12 protein-coding genes are annotated in these 14,341 nt (G+C 71.7%); 5 read left to right on the top strand and 7 right to left on the bottom strand.

Annotated elements, in window-relative coordinates; genetic code table 11:
* Positions 1–55: 55 nt before the first annotated feature.
* From CFK38_RS14925 to sucC, 5 genes are all read right to left on the bottom strand, one after another.
* Entirely contained in the window at positions 56–874 is an 819-nt protein-coding gene (locus CFK38_RS14925) for a hypothetical protein (RefSeq protein ID WP_096803785.1), read from the bottom strand.
* A gap of 170 nt (positions 875–1,044) precedes the next feature.
* Positions 1,045–1,887, bottom strand: a complete 843-nt coding sequence (locus CFK38_RS14930; protein WP_245851103.1) for a C40 family peptidase — start codon at positions 1,885–1,887, stop codon at positions 1,045–1,047.
* A gap of 225 nt (positions 1,888–2,112) precedes the next feature.
* Entirely contained in the window at positions 2,113–2,832 is a 720-nt protein-coding gene (locus CFK38_RS14935) for a metal-dependent transcriptional regulator (protein WP_096803787.1), read from the bottom strand.
* A 191-nt stretch (positions 2,833–3,023) separates the two neighbouring features.
* On the bottom strand, positions 3,024–3,914 hold the full coding sequence (sucD, locus tag CFK38_RS14940) for a succinate--CoA ligase subunit alpha (RefSeq protein ID WP_096803788.1): 891 nt from the start codon (positions 3,912–3,914) through the stop codon (positions 3,024–3,026).
* A gap of 12 nt (positions 3,915–3,926) precedes the next feature.
* A complete protein-coding gene (sucC, locus tag CFK38_RS14945) occupies positions 3,927–5,096 on the bottom strand; it encodes an ADP-forming succinate--CoA ligase subunit beta (RefSeq protein ID WP_096804392.1) in 1,170 nt (389 codons plus the stop codon).
* A gap of 234 nt (positions 5,097–5,330) precedes the next feature.
* On the opposite strand from sucC, the gene CFK38_RS14950 reads away from it, so the two are divergent.
* The 4 genes from CFK38_RS14950 to CFK38_RS14965 all read left to right on the top strand — a co-directional run bounded on the left by CFK38_RS14950 (position 5,331) and on the right by CFK38_RS14965 (position 9,893).
* Positions 5,331–5,666: a hypothetical protein gene (locus CFK38_RS14950; RefSeq protein ID WP_245851105.1), complete on the top strand. Its 336-nt coding sequence runs from the start codon at positions 5,331–5,333 to the stop codon at positions 5,664–5,666.
* Positions 5,667–5,680: 14 nt separating this feature from the next.
* Entirely contained in the window at positions 5,681–6,277 is a 597-nt protein-coding gene (locus CFK38_RS14955; protein ID WP_096803789.1) for a hypothetical protein, read from the top strand.
* 191 nt (positions 6,278–6,468) lie between these two features.
* A complete protein-coding gene (locus tag CFK38_RS14960) occupies positions 6,469–9,447 on the top strand; it encodes a multicopper oxidase domain-containing protein (protein ID WP_096803790.1) in 2,979 nt (992 codons plus the stop codon).
* Positions 9,448–9,476: 29 nt separating this feature from the next.
* A complete protein-coding gene (locus tag CFK38_RS14965; protein WP_096803791.1) occupies positions 9,477–9,893 on the top strand; it encodes a VOC family protein in 417 nt (138 codons plus the stop codon).
* Between the two features lie 8 nt (positions 9,894–9,901).
* Here the strand turns inward: CFK38_RS14965 and CFK38_RS14970 are convergent, their stop codons facing one another.
* Together CFK38_RS14970 and CFK38_RS14975 are read right to left on the bottom strand one after the other, a co-directional pair.
* On the bottom strand, positions 9,902–12,667 hold the full coding sequence (locus tag CFK38_RS14970) for a UvrD-helicase domain-containing protein (protein WP_096803792.1): 2,766 nt from the start codon (positions 12,665–12,667) through the stop codon (positions 9,902–9,904).
* Between the two features lie 107 nt (positions 12,668–12,774).
* A complete protein-coding gene (locus CFK38_RS14975) occupies positions 12,775–13,122 on the bottom strand; it encodes a hypothetical protein (RefSeq protein ID WP_096803793.1) in 348 nt (115 codons plus the stop codon).
* Positions 13,123–13,183: 61 nt separating this feature from the next.
* On the opposite strand from CFK38_RS14975, the gene CFK38_RS14980 reads away from it, so the two are divergent.
* Positions 13,184–14,335 (top strand): lysylphosphatidylglycerol synthase domain-containing protein, encoded by a 1,152-nt coding sequence (locus tag CFK38_RS14980; protein WP_245851107.1) that lies wholly within the window; start codon positions 13,184–13,186, stop codon positions 14,333–14,335.
* The last annotated feature ends 6 nt before the right edge of the window (positions 14,336–14,341 follow it).

Raw genomic sequence — 14,341 nt, forward strand, 5'->3', positions numbered from 1 at the left:
CGGGCGGCCGGCTCGGTGCCCGTGCTCGCGCCGGACGCCGCTGGGGGCAGCGGCGTCAGCGTCGGTGCAGCCCCATCAGCACCACGCCGACCGCCGTCACCAGTGCTCCGGCACCCAGCAGGATGACCCCCTGGGGCGTCATCGCGGTCTGGAACCGGCTCTCGAACTCCAGGACGATCGGCCCCAGGAAGGTCGCCTGGTCCACGGCGTCGGGCACGACGGTCTCGATCCGGGTGCCGAGCCACCACACCGCGGCCCCGGCCAGGATGCCGCCGAGCCCGGCCACCACCAGGAGGGTGCGTCGGTGCGCACCGAGCAGCAGCGCGAGCACCAGGAGCACGAGCGCGGCAGGACCGGCCCAGTGGGCCCAGGGGGTCACTGCGGACAGTGCGGTCAGCAGGGGGACGTCAGGAATGGTGGCCAGGGTGACGGTGGCATCCTCGGGGCGGGGGATGTCGATCGGAAGCTTCTCCTCCACCGGGGTGAGGATCCGGTCGATCGCGGGAGCGAGATCGACGTCGAGCTCCGAGGCACCCGGGGTGAAAAGGGCATGATGCAGCTCAGCCATCGAGGCCCCCCAGAGCGTCCCGTAGACGTCGGTGTCGGTGAGCTTCTCGGCCTGTTCCTCGGCCAGCGGGGTCAGCCGCTGCTGGAGCCAGCCCGGGACCCGATCGCCGCCGAGGATCTCCTCGACCGCGCTGTCGCTCAGCAGGCGCTGGAACTCGGGATCCTCGGCGAGGGGCACCGTGATGGCCAGGAAGCCGTCTTCGTCGACCACGTTGTCGTGGATCCAGGTGGCCGGCAGCCAGAGGGCTCCGAGCACGGTGGCGCCCAGCAGCAGGACGAGGGCGAGGAGGTCGCGGGCGGTGCTCACGCCCCCACGCTACCGGGACGGTGACCCGGAGGCATCCGCCGCAGCTCCGCCCGCCCTGTGAGGTTCCGCCCGAGGCGTACGGTCCGGTCCGAGCACGCACGGCACGGGTCCCGGAAGGGGAGCGGCCCCGCCCCACGTGTGGTGGGACGGGGCCGCTGCGGCGTGCGGACTCAGCCGACGCGGATGAAGGTCCAGCTGCCGGAGTAGATGTTGCGCTCGGAGGTGTCCACGCGGGAGTTGCCGGCGTCGACGAACTGGTTGCCGCCCGCGTAGATGCCGATGTGGCCGGGCTTGTAGACCAGGTCTCCGGGCTGCGCCTGCGAGCGCGGGATCACGGTGCCGGCAGCGGCCTGGCCGGCGGCGCCGCGCGGCAGGTTGATGCCGTGCTGGCCGTAGACCCACTGCACGAAACCGGAGCAGTCCCAGCCCGAGGTGGAGGTGCCGCCGTAGACGTACGGGGTGCCGACCCCGGAGCGGGCGGTGGCGAGGATCGAGCTGCCCTTGCCGGCCGCGGGTGCCGGAGCGGCCTTCTCCTGCTGCGACTCCTCGGACGAGGAGGAGGAAGCAGAGGAAGACTCCTGGGAGGAGTCGTCCTGATCGTCGTCGCGGCTGGAGCGCTCCGTGGAGCGGGAGGAGCCTTCGTCCTGACGGGTCTCGGTGCTCTGCTCGTCCTGCTGCTCGGCCTCGCGCTCGGCGGCGGCGCGCTCGGCAGCGGCACGCTCGGCGGCCTCTGCGGCGGCGATCTCCTCCTCCGTCGGGCCGACCTCGATGGAGATGGTGCCGGCGACGGGGGCGAGGGCGGGCTCCGCCTCCTCGGTGGCGGCCTCAGCGGCCGGGATCCCGACCGCGGGGGCGACGGCGGGGGCGATCAGGGACGGAGCCGCGTCGGCCTGCGGGGCCTCGACCTGGGTCTCCGCAGTGGCGGCGGAGGCACCGCCGAACAGCATCGCCGCGGCCATCGCCGCTCCGGCGCCTGCGCGGCCCGCACGGACGGCGGGGGTCACGGTGCGCATGGTGCGACGGTGGGTAGAGTTCGCAGTCTTCGACACGTATGGCTCCCAGCCCCCGGACAATGCCCTCGCGCAGGTGGACGTCTCTGCTCCCGATCCGGTGCGCGACGGGGCTCTCCGGTGGGAATGCCCCGGCTCTTCTCGCCGCGGCACGCCCTCGACACTAGGGGGTGGGCGCTCGAAAAGTCAGGATGACTGGAAGGTTCTGGGAAGAGCTTGACGGAGCCTTTACCCAGCCGGGAGCGGGGTCACATGGAGCTGATCAGCGACGAGCTCGGTCACTGCCACCTCTCCCCCGTCGGGACCGGTCAGCATGATGCTGCCGCCCACTCGCTCGACCCCCAGCTCCGCTCCTGGAATGATGCCGTGACGTGCGAGTTCACCGAGAAGGTCGACATCGCTCTGGACCCGCTCCCCGATCCGGGCCAGACGCACCCGGAGGCTCTGCCCGTCGGCGACGCTCTCGCTCAGCTCTCGACTCCGGGTGGACGGGAATTTACCTTCCGGCGTGGCGTGGGTCTCCTCGATCCCGAGGGCTGCGAGACCGGGGATCGGGTTGCCGTAGGGGTCCAGATAGGGGGGCGCGACCTGCTGCGCGATGCGCTTCTCGACCTCGAGGCTCATCACGTGCTCCCAGCGGCAGGCCTCTTCGTGGACGTGGGCGTAGTCCAGCCCGATCACGTCCAGCAGATGCCGCTCGGCCAGGCGGTGCTTGCGCATCACATCGGTGGCGACCTCGGAGCCCTGGTCGGTGAGCCGGATGCGGCGCTGGTCGTCGAGGTACAGCAGTCCGTCGCGCTCCATCCGCGCGACCGTCTGGGAGACCGTGGGGCCCGAATGGCCCAGCCGCTCGGCGATCCGGGCCCGCATCGGGGCGATACCGGCCTCGTGGAGCTCGAACACCGTCTTCAGGTACATCTCCGTGGTGTCGATGAGATCTCCGGACACAGGGTCTCCTCCTTGATCGGGCGCACAGCGGGTTCCGGCCAGCTTAGTCGGCGCTCAGCGGGGTGAGGAACGTTTTCACCGCGGGCGTCAGGGCTCTCGGCCACGAAAGCGCGGCGCCCCGGATCCGCTGGGGATCCGGGGCGCCGCACGGAGGCGACGGACTCAGCCGTCGCCGTCCTGGGGCTCGGCGCTCAGGCCTGGGCCTTGATGATCGCGCGCATCAGGTCAGCGGTCTCGGTGGGGGTCTTGCCCACCTTGACGCCGGCGGCCTCGAGGGCCTCCTTCTTGGCCTGCGCGGTGCCCGCGGAGCCGGAGACGATGGCGCCGGCGTGGCCCATGGTCTTGCCCTCGGGGGCGGTGAAGCCCGCGACGTAGCCGACGACCGGCTTGGTCACGTGCGCCTTGATGTACTCGGCCGCCCGCTCCTCGGCGTCGCCGCCGATCTCACCGATCATCACGATGCCGGCGGTGTCCGGATCGTTCTCGAACGCCTCGAGCGCATCGATGTGGGTGGTGCCGATGACCGGGTCCCCACCGATGCCGATGGCAGTGGTGAAACCGATGTCGGCCAGCTCGTACATCATCTGGTAGGTCAGGGTGCCGGACTTCGAGACCAGGCCCAGCGTCCCCGCACCGGTGATGTTGGAGGGGGTGATGCCCGCATTGGACTTGCCGGGGCTGATCAGGCCCGGGCAGTTGGGCCCGATGATGCGGGTGGTGCCCTTGGCCTGCGAGTAGTTGAAGAACTCGGCGGCGTCCTTGACCGGGATGCCCTCGGTGATGATCACCAGGAGCTCGATCTCGGCGTCGATGGCCTCGACCGCGGCGCTCTTGGCGAACTTCGGCGGCACGAAGACCACCGAGACGTTCGCGCCGGTGGCCTCCATGGCCTCGGCGACGGACCCGAAGACCGGGACCTCCGCACCGCCCTCGAAGGCGACGGTCTGGCCGGCCTTGCGCGGGTTCACGCCGCCGACGATGTTCGTGCCCGAGTCGAGCATGCGCTGGGAGTGCTTCATGCCCTCCGAGCCCGTCATGCCCTGGACGATGACCTTGCTGTTCTCATCGAGAAAGATAGACATGTCGGGTGCTGCTCACTTTCCTGCGGCGGCGAGCTCGGCGACCTTCGCGGCGCCGCCGTCCATGGTGTCGGCCTGGGTGACCAGGGGGTGGGCGAAGTCCGCGAGGATCGTGCGACCCTCCTCGACGTTGTTGCCGTCGAGGCGGACCACGAGCGGCTTGGTCGCCGCGTCGCCGAGCTTCTTCAGGGCGCCGACGATGCCGTTGGCGACCGCGTCGCAGGCGGTGATGCCGCCGAAGACGTTGACGAACACGGCGGCGACCTGCTCGTCGCCGAGGATGACGTCGAGGCCGTTGGCCATCACCTCGGCGGAGGCGCCGCCGCCGATGTCGAGGAAGTTCGCGGGCTTGACGCTGTGCTTCTCCCCGGCGTAGGCGACCACGTCGAGGGTGGACATGACCAGTCCCGCGCCGTTGCCGATGATGCCGACCTCGCCGTCGAGCTTGACGTAGTTGAGGTCCAGGGCCTTGGCCTTGGTCTCCAGCGGGTCCTCGGAGGTGACGTCGACCAGCGCGGCGTGATCCTGGTGGCGGAACCCGGCGTTCTCGTCGATCGTGATCTTGCCGTCCAGGGCCACGATGTCCCCGGCACCGGTCTTGACCAGCGGGTTCACCTCGACCAGGGAGGCGTCCTCGTTCTGGTAGACGTCCCAGAGCTTCACCAGCACGGGGGCGACCTTGGCACCGGTCTCGGCGTCGAACTTCGCGGCCGCGACGATCTCCTCGGCCTTGGCCTGGTCGATCCCGACATTGGGGTCGACGGCCACGCGGGCGAGGGCCTCGGGGCGCTCGACGGCGAGCTGCTCGATCTCCACGCCGCCCTCGACGGAGCACATGGCGAGGTAGTTGCGGTTGGCCCGGTCCAGCAGCAGCGAGAAGTAGTACTCCTCGGCGATGTCGGCTCCGGCCGCGATCATCACGCGGTGGACGGTATGGCCCTTGATGTCCATGCCGAGGATCTCGGAGGCCTTCTGCTCCGCCTCCTCGGGGGACTTCGCGATCTTGACGCCACCGGCCTTGCCGCGGCCACCGGTCTTCACCTGGGCCTTGACGACGACGACCGGGGTGCCGAGCTTCTCTGCTCCGGCCTTGGCAGTTGCCGGATCCTCCGCGACGACTCCTCCGAGCACGGGCACGCCGTGCTTCTCGAAGAGATCGCGGGCCTGGTACTCATACAGGTCCACGGGGTGCATTTCCTCTCGATGTCGGCAGTGGGCGGCAGGCCGCACTGGCCTCGATGCCACCCCTGGGAACACGGTCAGGGTATCGCTTCTGTCTCGCGGCTCGGACCATGGGCCGCTGCGTGCGGGGAGTCTCACTCGAGCGGCCCCTCCCGCATCGCGTCTCCGGCTCGTCCCAGGAGCACCGCTCCGCCGCGGCTGCGGAGGACACTCAGGTGCGGCGACTACGATGGCGGGATGAGTCGACGACCCCGCAGCCTGGTCCAGCGCGTGCGTGATCACATCGGGTTCAGTGTGGTCACGATCGGTGTGCTGTTCATCCTGCTGCGCGTGGCCGGGGTGCGCTCGACCTTCGCCGGTTTCGCCCTCTCCGTGGTGATCACGCTGGGGCTGAACGTGGGGCTGTCGTACTACAACGACCACCGGGCGCGGAATCCGCGCCCGCAGCGACAGGCGCGGGGCGGCGGCGACATCCGCTTCCGCGAGGACGACCGCCGCGACGACCTCCGTGAGGCCGACATCCGCGAGCGTGCAGAGCCGCGGCGCCGCGGCCCGCGCGACGAGAACCGCTGAGGCGAGGAGACGCCATGGCCGACTGGAAGACCTATGCGAAGGCCGCACGGAACACCGCCCGCAAGCAGGCGCCCGGGGCGAAGGATGCCGCCCGGCGGGCCTCCGGGCAGGCGAGCGCCTACGTGCGTGCCGCCGGGAAGGCGATCGACGAGGGCCACCGCCCGGACGGGGCGCCGTCCGGACCGACCCGTGACGGCGACGGCCCGCGGGAGCGGGGCGGCCCGCGCCGGGACGCCGAAGGGGCTCCCCGGGCGACCGGTGCCCGGTCGTCGTCCTCCCCCTCGGGGGCGGCCACGGCAGCGCGTCCGGCGGTGGACAAGGAACGTCTGCGCCAGGATGCCGCGGCCTACTACACGGTGGCCAGCCGGCGCGTGGCCTCGGTGAACATCGTCCCGCGCGTCATGCGCGCCCTGCGCGATGCCCTGCTGATCGGTCTGTCCCTGCTCATCATCTGGGGCGTGCTCTTCGCGGCCGGGATCCCGATCCCCTTCACCACGGTGCTGATCATCGTCGGCCTGATCGTGGTGGTCAGCTTCGCCGGCGGGCTCTACGCGCAGTGGAAGCGCTCCCGCGAGGTGCTCGACGCCACCGAGGACCCGCGCGACCGCTGACCGGCGGGCACCGCCCGGCTGCGAGCACCGCCCGGCTGCGCCCGGGCTGAGGGAGCACGTGAGGGGGCGCCTTCGCCTGCGGGACGTTCGGCACCACCGGGCCGAGAGCCCCGGTCGTACGCTGGAGCGGTCCCTGTCCGCGTCCCGACCTGCCGCGCCGAGCCCTGGTCGGGGCTCCGTCCGAGGTGGTCATGACCCTGTCGCCCTCCCCTGCCCCCTCCGCCTCCGGCCCGCGGCGACCCGGCCGCTCGGGGAACTCCCCCGCCATGGATCGCGGCGCATGGCATCGGAAGGCCTCGCGCCCGGTGCAATGGTGGATGCTGGCGCTGATCGTGGTGGTGCTGACCCATCAGTGGATCCCGCAGTCGCGCTGGCTGATGGTGCACATGGTCACCCTGGGGCTGATCACCACCTCCATCATGGTGTGGGGGCAGCATTTCGCCGAGGCGCTGCTGAAGACCCGGCTCGGTGAGGAGTCCCGCCCCTGGCAGGTGCGCAGGATCCTGCTGCTGAGCGCCGGTGTGCTGGTGACGATCCTGGGGATGCTCCCCTCCTGGCCCTGGGTGGTGGTGCTCGGCGCACTGATGGTCTCTGCGGCACTGGTCTGGTACGCCATCTCCCTGGGTTCGCAGGTCAGGGCGGCTCTGGCCCCTCGCTTCGAGTTCACGGTCAAGGCGTACATCGCCGCCGCCTGCCTCATCCCCGTCGGGGCGACGCTCGGCGCGGTGATGGCGTTCAGCCCGGGTGAGCCCTGGCAGGGCCGCCTGCTGCTGGCGCATCAGCTCGTGAACATCCTGGGCTTCGTGGGGGTGACCGTGACCGGCACCCTGCTGACCCTGTGGCCCACCGTGCTGCGCACCCGGATCGACCTGCCGGCCGCCAAGCGTGCGGCGCACGGTCTGCTGGGCATGCTGGTCTCCGTGCTGGGCGCGACCGCGGGGGCGCTGCTGGGCTCCGCTCTGCTGGGCTGCGCCTTCCTGATCGTCTATCTGGGCTCCTTCGCCTGGGTGGCGATCACCCTGGTCAAGCTGGGGCTCAACTCCGCCCGCCAGGAGCGCAAGGTCCCCCTGCCCCTGTTCCCGATCCTCTCGATCACGTCCGGCGTGGCCTGGTTCGCGCTGGCGGTGGTGGGCCTGCTGGCCATGTGGTGGCGCTCGGCGGACGAGCATCTCGGCACCGCGCTGGTGGCCGCGGACCTCCAGCAGCTCACGGTCCCCTTCGTCGCCGGGTTCCTGCTGCAGGTGCTCTTCGGGGCGATGAGCTATCTGCTGCCCGTGACGATGCGGGGCGGGCCGCGCTCCACCACCGCAGCGCACGCGGCGATGAGCCGGTTCGCGGTGCTGCGCGTGGTCACCTACAACCTGGCGCTGGCGCTGCTCGTGCTGGCGGGGTTCGCCGGCACCGGTGCGTCGGCGCTCTTCTCCGCCCTCAGCCTCGGCACGACGGACATCGCCTCCTTCGGCTCCCTCTCCCGCGTGGCGCTGTCGGTGCTGGCCTTCCTGGTGCTGCTCTCGTTCCCGGTGCTGCTGGTGATCGCGATCCGGGCCAGCATCCGGCACCGGCGCACCGACCTGCCGATGCCGTCCGGGCCCGGGGCCGGACCGGGCACGAGCCTGCCCGTCGGTCCGCCCGCCGGCGCCGCAGCGCGCAGCGCACCGACCGCCGCTGCGCCTGCCGCCGCGACCGGCGTGACCGGCACGAGCGGCGCGACCGGCGGGCCCGCCGCTAGGGACCGCCCGGCGATGCGTCCCGGGGGCATGGACCGCCGCGCACTGACCAGCGTGCTGCTCGGTCTCGGGACGGTGCTCGGGGTGACGGCTCTGGGGTCCGCTCTGGACCGCGCCCAGGGTTCGCTGCCGCCCGATGCCGGGTTCGGCGGGCACGACCCCGGCGCCGGCCCCGTCGCCCCCACCGGTCGGACCACGACGATCGCGGTGAGCATGGCCGGGATGCGGTTCCATCCCGACGTGCTCGAGGTGCCTGCGGGCGACTCGCTCGTGATCGAGCTGCGCAACGACGACCCCCATGACGTCCACGACCTCGTGCTGGCCTCCGGCGTCTCCTCGGGCCGGCTGCAGCCTGGGGCGGGCACCACCGTGGAGGCCGGGGTGATCTCGCACGACCTCGAGGGCTGGTGCTCGATCGTCGGTCATCGGGCGATGGGGATGGTCCTCTCCCTCGTCGCGACGGGAGCGGACGGCACCGCAGCGGGGACCGCACCCGCCACCGGCGCAGGTGGTGTCGAGGAGCTGGCCCGAGTACCGCTCGACCTGCAGGCCGAGCCCGGGAACGGTCATCAGGTGCGCGATGCACGCCTGCCCGCGGCCTCCGGTCCCGATCAGCGGGTGCGGTTCGAGATCACCGACGAGGCCGCCGAGATCGCGCCCGGCGTGGTCATGGACGCGATGACCTACAACGGCACCGTGATGGGCCCGATCCTCCGCTCCGAGCTGGGTGCGCGTCTCACCGTGGAGCTGTTCAACGCCGGCGCGATGGGGCACTCGCTGGATCTGCATGCCGGTCGCGTCGCCCCCGACGAGGTGATGGCCACGATCCCGCCGGGGGACTCGCTCGAGTACCCGATCACCACCGACCACGCCGGGATCTGGCTGTACCACTGCGCGACCATGCCGATGTCGGTCCATCTGGCCGCGGGCATGGCGGGCGCGCTGATCGTGCCGCCGGCGGGGCTGGCCGCAGTGGATCGCGAATACGTCCTGGTCCAGTCCGAGCACTACCTGGTGCCGGCGGGGGCTCCCGGATCCGAGGCCACGATGCATGCGGGCGCCCACCCGGTGAGCCCGGCGAAGATCGCGGCCGAGCGCCCGGATGCGACGGTGTTCAACGGGCACGCGAACCAGTATGTGCACTCCCCGCTCGAGGCCCGTGTGGGCGAGCGGGTGCGGCTGTGGGTGCTCGCGGCCGGGCCCTCGCGCGGGATCTCCTTCCACGTGGTGGGCGGCGTGTTCGACACCGTGTTCAAGGAGGGCGAGTACCTGCTGCGGCCGGAGAACGAGAACGGCGGCGGGGCGCAGGCTCTGGATCTGGCCGCCGCGCAGGGCGGCTTCGTCGAGCTGGTCTTCGACGAGCCCGGCACCTACACCGCGGTGAACCATTCCTTCGTGGACCTGGAGCGCGGGGCCCGGGCGCTGATCCGGGTCTCCCGCTGAGCCGGCGACCGCTCGGGTAACGTCGCCCCATGACCGCCTCGCCGCACAGCTCCGGACTCCATCACCTCGAGCTGTGGACCGCAGATCTCGCTGTCTCCGAACCTGCCTGGGACTGGCTGCTGACCACTCTGGGCTGGAGGCGCGAACAGGTCGAGGGCTGGGGGCTGGGGCGCATCTGGCGCCATCGCGACGACTCCTACCTCGTGCTCGAGCAGTCCGCGGACGTGCTCGGGTCTCGGGCCGAGCGGCGCTCACCGGGGATGAACCACCTCGCGCTGCGGGTCGCCGACCGCGCTGTGCTCGAGGAGATCCGGGCCACGGCCCCAGGGCGCGGTTGGCGGGAGCTGTTCGCCGACCGGTACCCGCACGCCGGTGGGGAGGACCACGTGGCGTGGTACGGAGAGGACCCCCACGGCATCGAGGTGGAGCTCGTCGCCGCGGGCTGAGCCTCGTCTCAGAGCTTGGTGATCGCGGCGTAGCGCAGCACCAGGCGCTTGGAGCCGTGCGGGGCCTTGAACTGCACCTCGATCTGCGTCCTCTCGCCCTGGCCTGCGACCTCGGTGACCGTTCCCATCCCGAAGGAGTCGTGGGTGATCCGGTCGCCCACCACGAGCTGGGGCAGCTTGTCCGCCGGGGTGGCTGTGCGGCCCGAGCCCAGGCTGGGCCGCTTGATGTCGCTGCGCCCACCGCCGATGCCGCCGCTGAAGGAGGGCCCGCGACGGCTGTCCGTGCCGGAACCGGTGCCGTGGCCACCGGCCCGGTAGCCGCCGGAGCCGCCGTAGCCGCCACCGAAACCGGCACCGCCGAGGGTGGAGCCGGCGCGCGCCACGTCCAGCACGCTCTCGGGCACCTCGTCGAGGAAGCGGCTGGCGGGCATGAACTGGGTCTGTCCCCACAGCGAGCGCATCTGGGCGCGGGTCAGGAAGAGCTTCTCGCGGGCGCGCGTGATGCCCACGTAGGCCAGGCGCCGCTCCTCCTGCAGCTCGTCGGGATCGCTCAGGGTGCGGTTGTGGGGGAAGGTGCCGTCCTCCATCCCGGTGAGGAACACGACCGGGAACTCGAGGCCCTTGGCGGTGTGGAGGGTCATCAGGGTGACGAACTGATCCTCCTCGCCGGGGATCTGGTCCGCATCGGCCACCAGGGAGACCTTCTCCAGGAAGCGGTCCACGAGGCCGGCCTCGGGATCATCCGGGGCGGTCAGTGCGGCGTCGGGAGCGATGTCGGCGCCGGGAGCGGACTCGGCACCGGGCGCGGGGACCGATCCGGGCGCGCCGGTGTCGGCCGCCGCAGCCGGCGCCGTGTCCGGTGCCTCGGGCTCCTCCTCGTCGTCGTACTCGCTGGCGACCGCGTCGGCCTCCTCCATCTGCGCCTCGAACTCGGCGGCGACGCTGACCAGCTCGGCGAGGTTCTCCAGCCGGGACTCGTCCTGCGGGTCGTCGCTGCCCTGCAGCTCGGCGTAGTAGCCCGAGCGCTGCAGGATCGCCTCGAGCAGATCGGCGGGACCGGCGCCGTCGGCAGCCATCTCCTGGAGGTCCTCGAGCATCGCCACGAAGGTGCGCACCGCGTTCAGCGAGCGGGTGGCGATCCCGGGGGCCTCCTCCGCCCGGCGCAGCGCCTCGCCGAACCCGATCCGCTCCCGCTCGGCGAGCATCGCGATCACGGCCTCGGCACGGTCGCCGATGCCGCGCTTGGGGACGTTGAGGATGCGGCGCAGGTTGATCTCGTCGGCAGGGTTGGCGAGCACCTGGAGGTAGGCGATCGCGTCCTTGATCTCCCGGCGCTCGTAGAAGCGGGTGCCGCCGACCACCTTGTACGGCAGACCCACGCGGATCAGCTGGTCCTCGAGCGCACGGGACTGGGCGTTGGCGCGGTAGAAGATCGCGATGTCCCCGGCGCTGCGGCCGTCGTCGACCAGGGCATCGATCTGGCGACCGATGTACCTCGCCTCCTCCCGCTCGTCGTCGGCGACGTAGAGGGTGATCTGCTCGCCCTCGCCCTGGTCGGTCCACAGGTTCTTCTTGCGCCGGCCGGCGTTCTCCTCGATCACGGAGTTCGCGGCGGACAGGATGTTCTGACTGGAGCGGTAGTTCTGCTCCAGCACGATGGTGCGCGCGGTGGGGAAGTCCTGTTCGAACTCGACGATGTTGCGGATGGTCGCGCCGCGGAAGGCGTAGATCGACTGGTCCGAGTCGCCCACCACGGTGAGATCGGCGCGGGGGTCCTCCCCCACCAGCTCCCGCACCAGCTGGTACTGGGCGGTGTTGGTGTCCTGGTACTCGTCCACCAGCAGGTGCCGGAAGCGGCGCCGGTAGCCCTCCCGGATCGCCGGGTGCTCCCGCAGCAGCGTGACGGTCAGACCGATGAGGTCGTCGAAGTCCACCGCATTGGCCTGGCGCAGCCGCTCGGTGTAGTTCGTGAAGATCCGCGCGAGGGTCCGCTCGAAGGGGTTCTTCGCGCTCTCGGCCTGGTCCGCGAAATCGACCGGGTCGATCAGGTCGTTCTTCAGCGTGGAGATCCGGGAGGCCAGCGCGCGGGGCGCGTGCTTCTTCGTGTCGAGCTCGAGATCCTTGGCGATCGTGGTGATCAGGCGCAGCGAGTCGGCGCTGTCATAGATCGTGAAGGAGCTCTTCAGCCCGGCCGCGGCGGCATCGCGGCGCAGGATCCGCACGCAGGCGCTGTGGAAGGTGGAGACCCACATGCTGCGGGCGACCGGACCCACCAGCTCGCCCACGCGCTCACGCATCTCCGCGGCCGCCTTGTTGGTGAAGGTGATGGCGAGGATCTCGCCCGGCAGCGCCTCTCCGGAGCGCAGCAGATGGGCGATGCGCCGCGTGAGCACCCGGGTCTTGCCGGACCCGGCCCCGGCGACGATCAGCAGCGGGGAGCCGCGATGCTCGACGGCCTCGCGCTGGGCCGGGTTCAGGCCGTCGGTGAGCACGGTGAGTCCCGCGGCGGGGCGCTCGAGAGGATGCGGGGCCTGCATGAGCTCTGCCGGGGGCTGGGGCACGTCCTCTGCCTCCGGGGGCGGGGCGTCGTCGTACGGAGGCTCCTCATCGAACGGCGGCTCCTCGTCCAGCGGCGGTGCTCCCGGGCCGGGGGCGTGCGCGGCGGCCGGGCGCTCCTGGGTGGCCGGGAGCCCGGTGGCGTCCGGGCTCACCGACACCCCGTCGAGGCGGCGGAAGGCATCGGGCAGCGAAAGGTCGTCGAAGAGAGAGCTCATGAGGGTTCCAGGATAGGGCCGGGCCCGACAGCGGGGATGCTGTCGGGCCCGGTGTGGACGGAGCGTGCGCGGGGAGGACCCGTCATGGCAGGTCGCTCCGGGGCGGCTCAGACGAACACGGCGATGATCACGTTCAGGACGATCGCGGTGGGCACCCCGAACCACACCGCGGACGGGGTCTCGGGCCCCTTCTTCTGCGCGATGTAGGCGAGCGCCACGGCGACCAGCCCGACCAGCAGCTTGATGCCGAGCTTCATGTGGTTCGGGTCGCCGGCGGTGAGGCCGGGGATCGAGACCAGGACGGCCAGCAGGATGCCGATCACGACGGCACCGGCGACGGCATGGGCCATGCCGGGGTTCGGCTGACGGGTGCGGGCAGCTGCCACCCAGGTGCCGAGCGCCACGGCCCAGCAGATCAGGTGCAGCACGACGAGGAGGGACAACAGGAAGGACATGACACCATGTTAGGTCCTTTCACCTGGGAGGTCCCTGCCCGTCCCGTGCGAGAATCGCCGCATGTCAGCGGTCCCCTCCGACTCCCCCGGCTCCCCCGGTTCCCCGGGACCCGCCCCCGATGCCCGCGAGGCGGAGGACTCGCCGCAGCTGCCCGCGGAACTCTCCTGGCTCCCCGGCGATCTCGCTGAGCTCGACGCCGAGCGTCCGCCCCGGCTCACCCCCGGTCGTCTCGTCGCCGGGCTCCTCTCCGCGGTGCTGGTGATCGCGCTGCTCGGCTGGGTGCTGCCGTGGGCCACGGGGGCGAGCTGGGCCGGGATCACCGGCACGCTGCTGGCGCTGCCCGGATGGGCGGTGCCCGCGATGGTGCTGCTCGGGCTCTGCACCCTGCTGCTGGAGGCGGTGACGGTGCGCGCCGCGCTCCCGGGAGCGCGCTGGTCCCCGGTGCTGCTGGCGCACCCCGCCGCGGGCGCGACCGCGCTGGCGATCCCCGGTGGGAGTGTGATCGGACTGGGGCTGATGGGCTGGATCCTGCGCCGCTCCGGGCTGGTGCTGCCGGTGATCCTCACCGGCATCGTCGCCGCTTCCCTGGTGGAGATGGTGGTCACCTCGGTGCTGATCCCGCTGCTGGGCCTGGCCGCCTACGCACTGAGCCCGGTGCTGGCCCCGGTCGAGGTCTCGCTGCCCGGGGCGCTGTGGGCGGCGCTGCTGGCCGTCCTGGGTGCGGTGCTCGCCCTGGTCCTGACCCTCGTGATGCTGCGCCGCAGCGTGCTGTCCGCGCTGCTGGGCCAGCTCGGTGAGCTGGTCCCGGAGCATGTCGCCGGCGCGATCCTCACCCAGCGCGACGTGCTGGTCGAGATGCTGCGACACCGCTGGCCGGCCCTGGTGGCACCGACGCTCGGCGCCCGGGTGCTGCAGTGGGTCGCGCTGGTGCTCGCGATCGAGGCGGTCGGTGCGCAGGTGCCGCTGCTGCTGACGGTGGCGATCTTCGCGCTCGGGCGGGTGCTGTCCCTGGTGCCGCTGACGCCCGGCGGAGCCGGGGTCACCGAGACCGTCGGCGCAGCGGCGCTGGTGGCCCTGGGGGTCGCAGCACCCGATGCCGCGGCCGCGATGCTCCTGCTGCTGGTGACGATGCTGCTGGTGCCGGTGCTGACCGGCGCGCTCACGACGGTGGTGGCGCTCGCGTTCGCCCCGGACCGGCGGGAGATCGGCTGAGCCCGA

It is taken from the genome of Brachybacterium vulturis (assembly GCF_002407185.1).
GTDB lineage: Bacteria > Actinomycetota > Actinomycetes > Actinomycetales > Dermabacteraceae > Brachybacterium > Brachybacterium vulturis.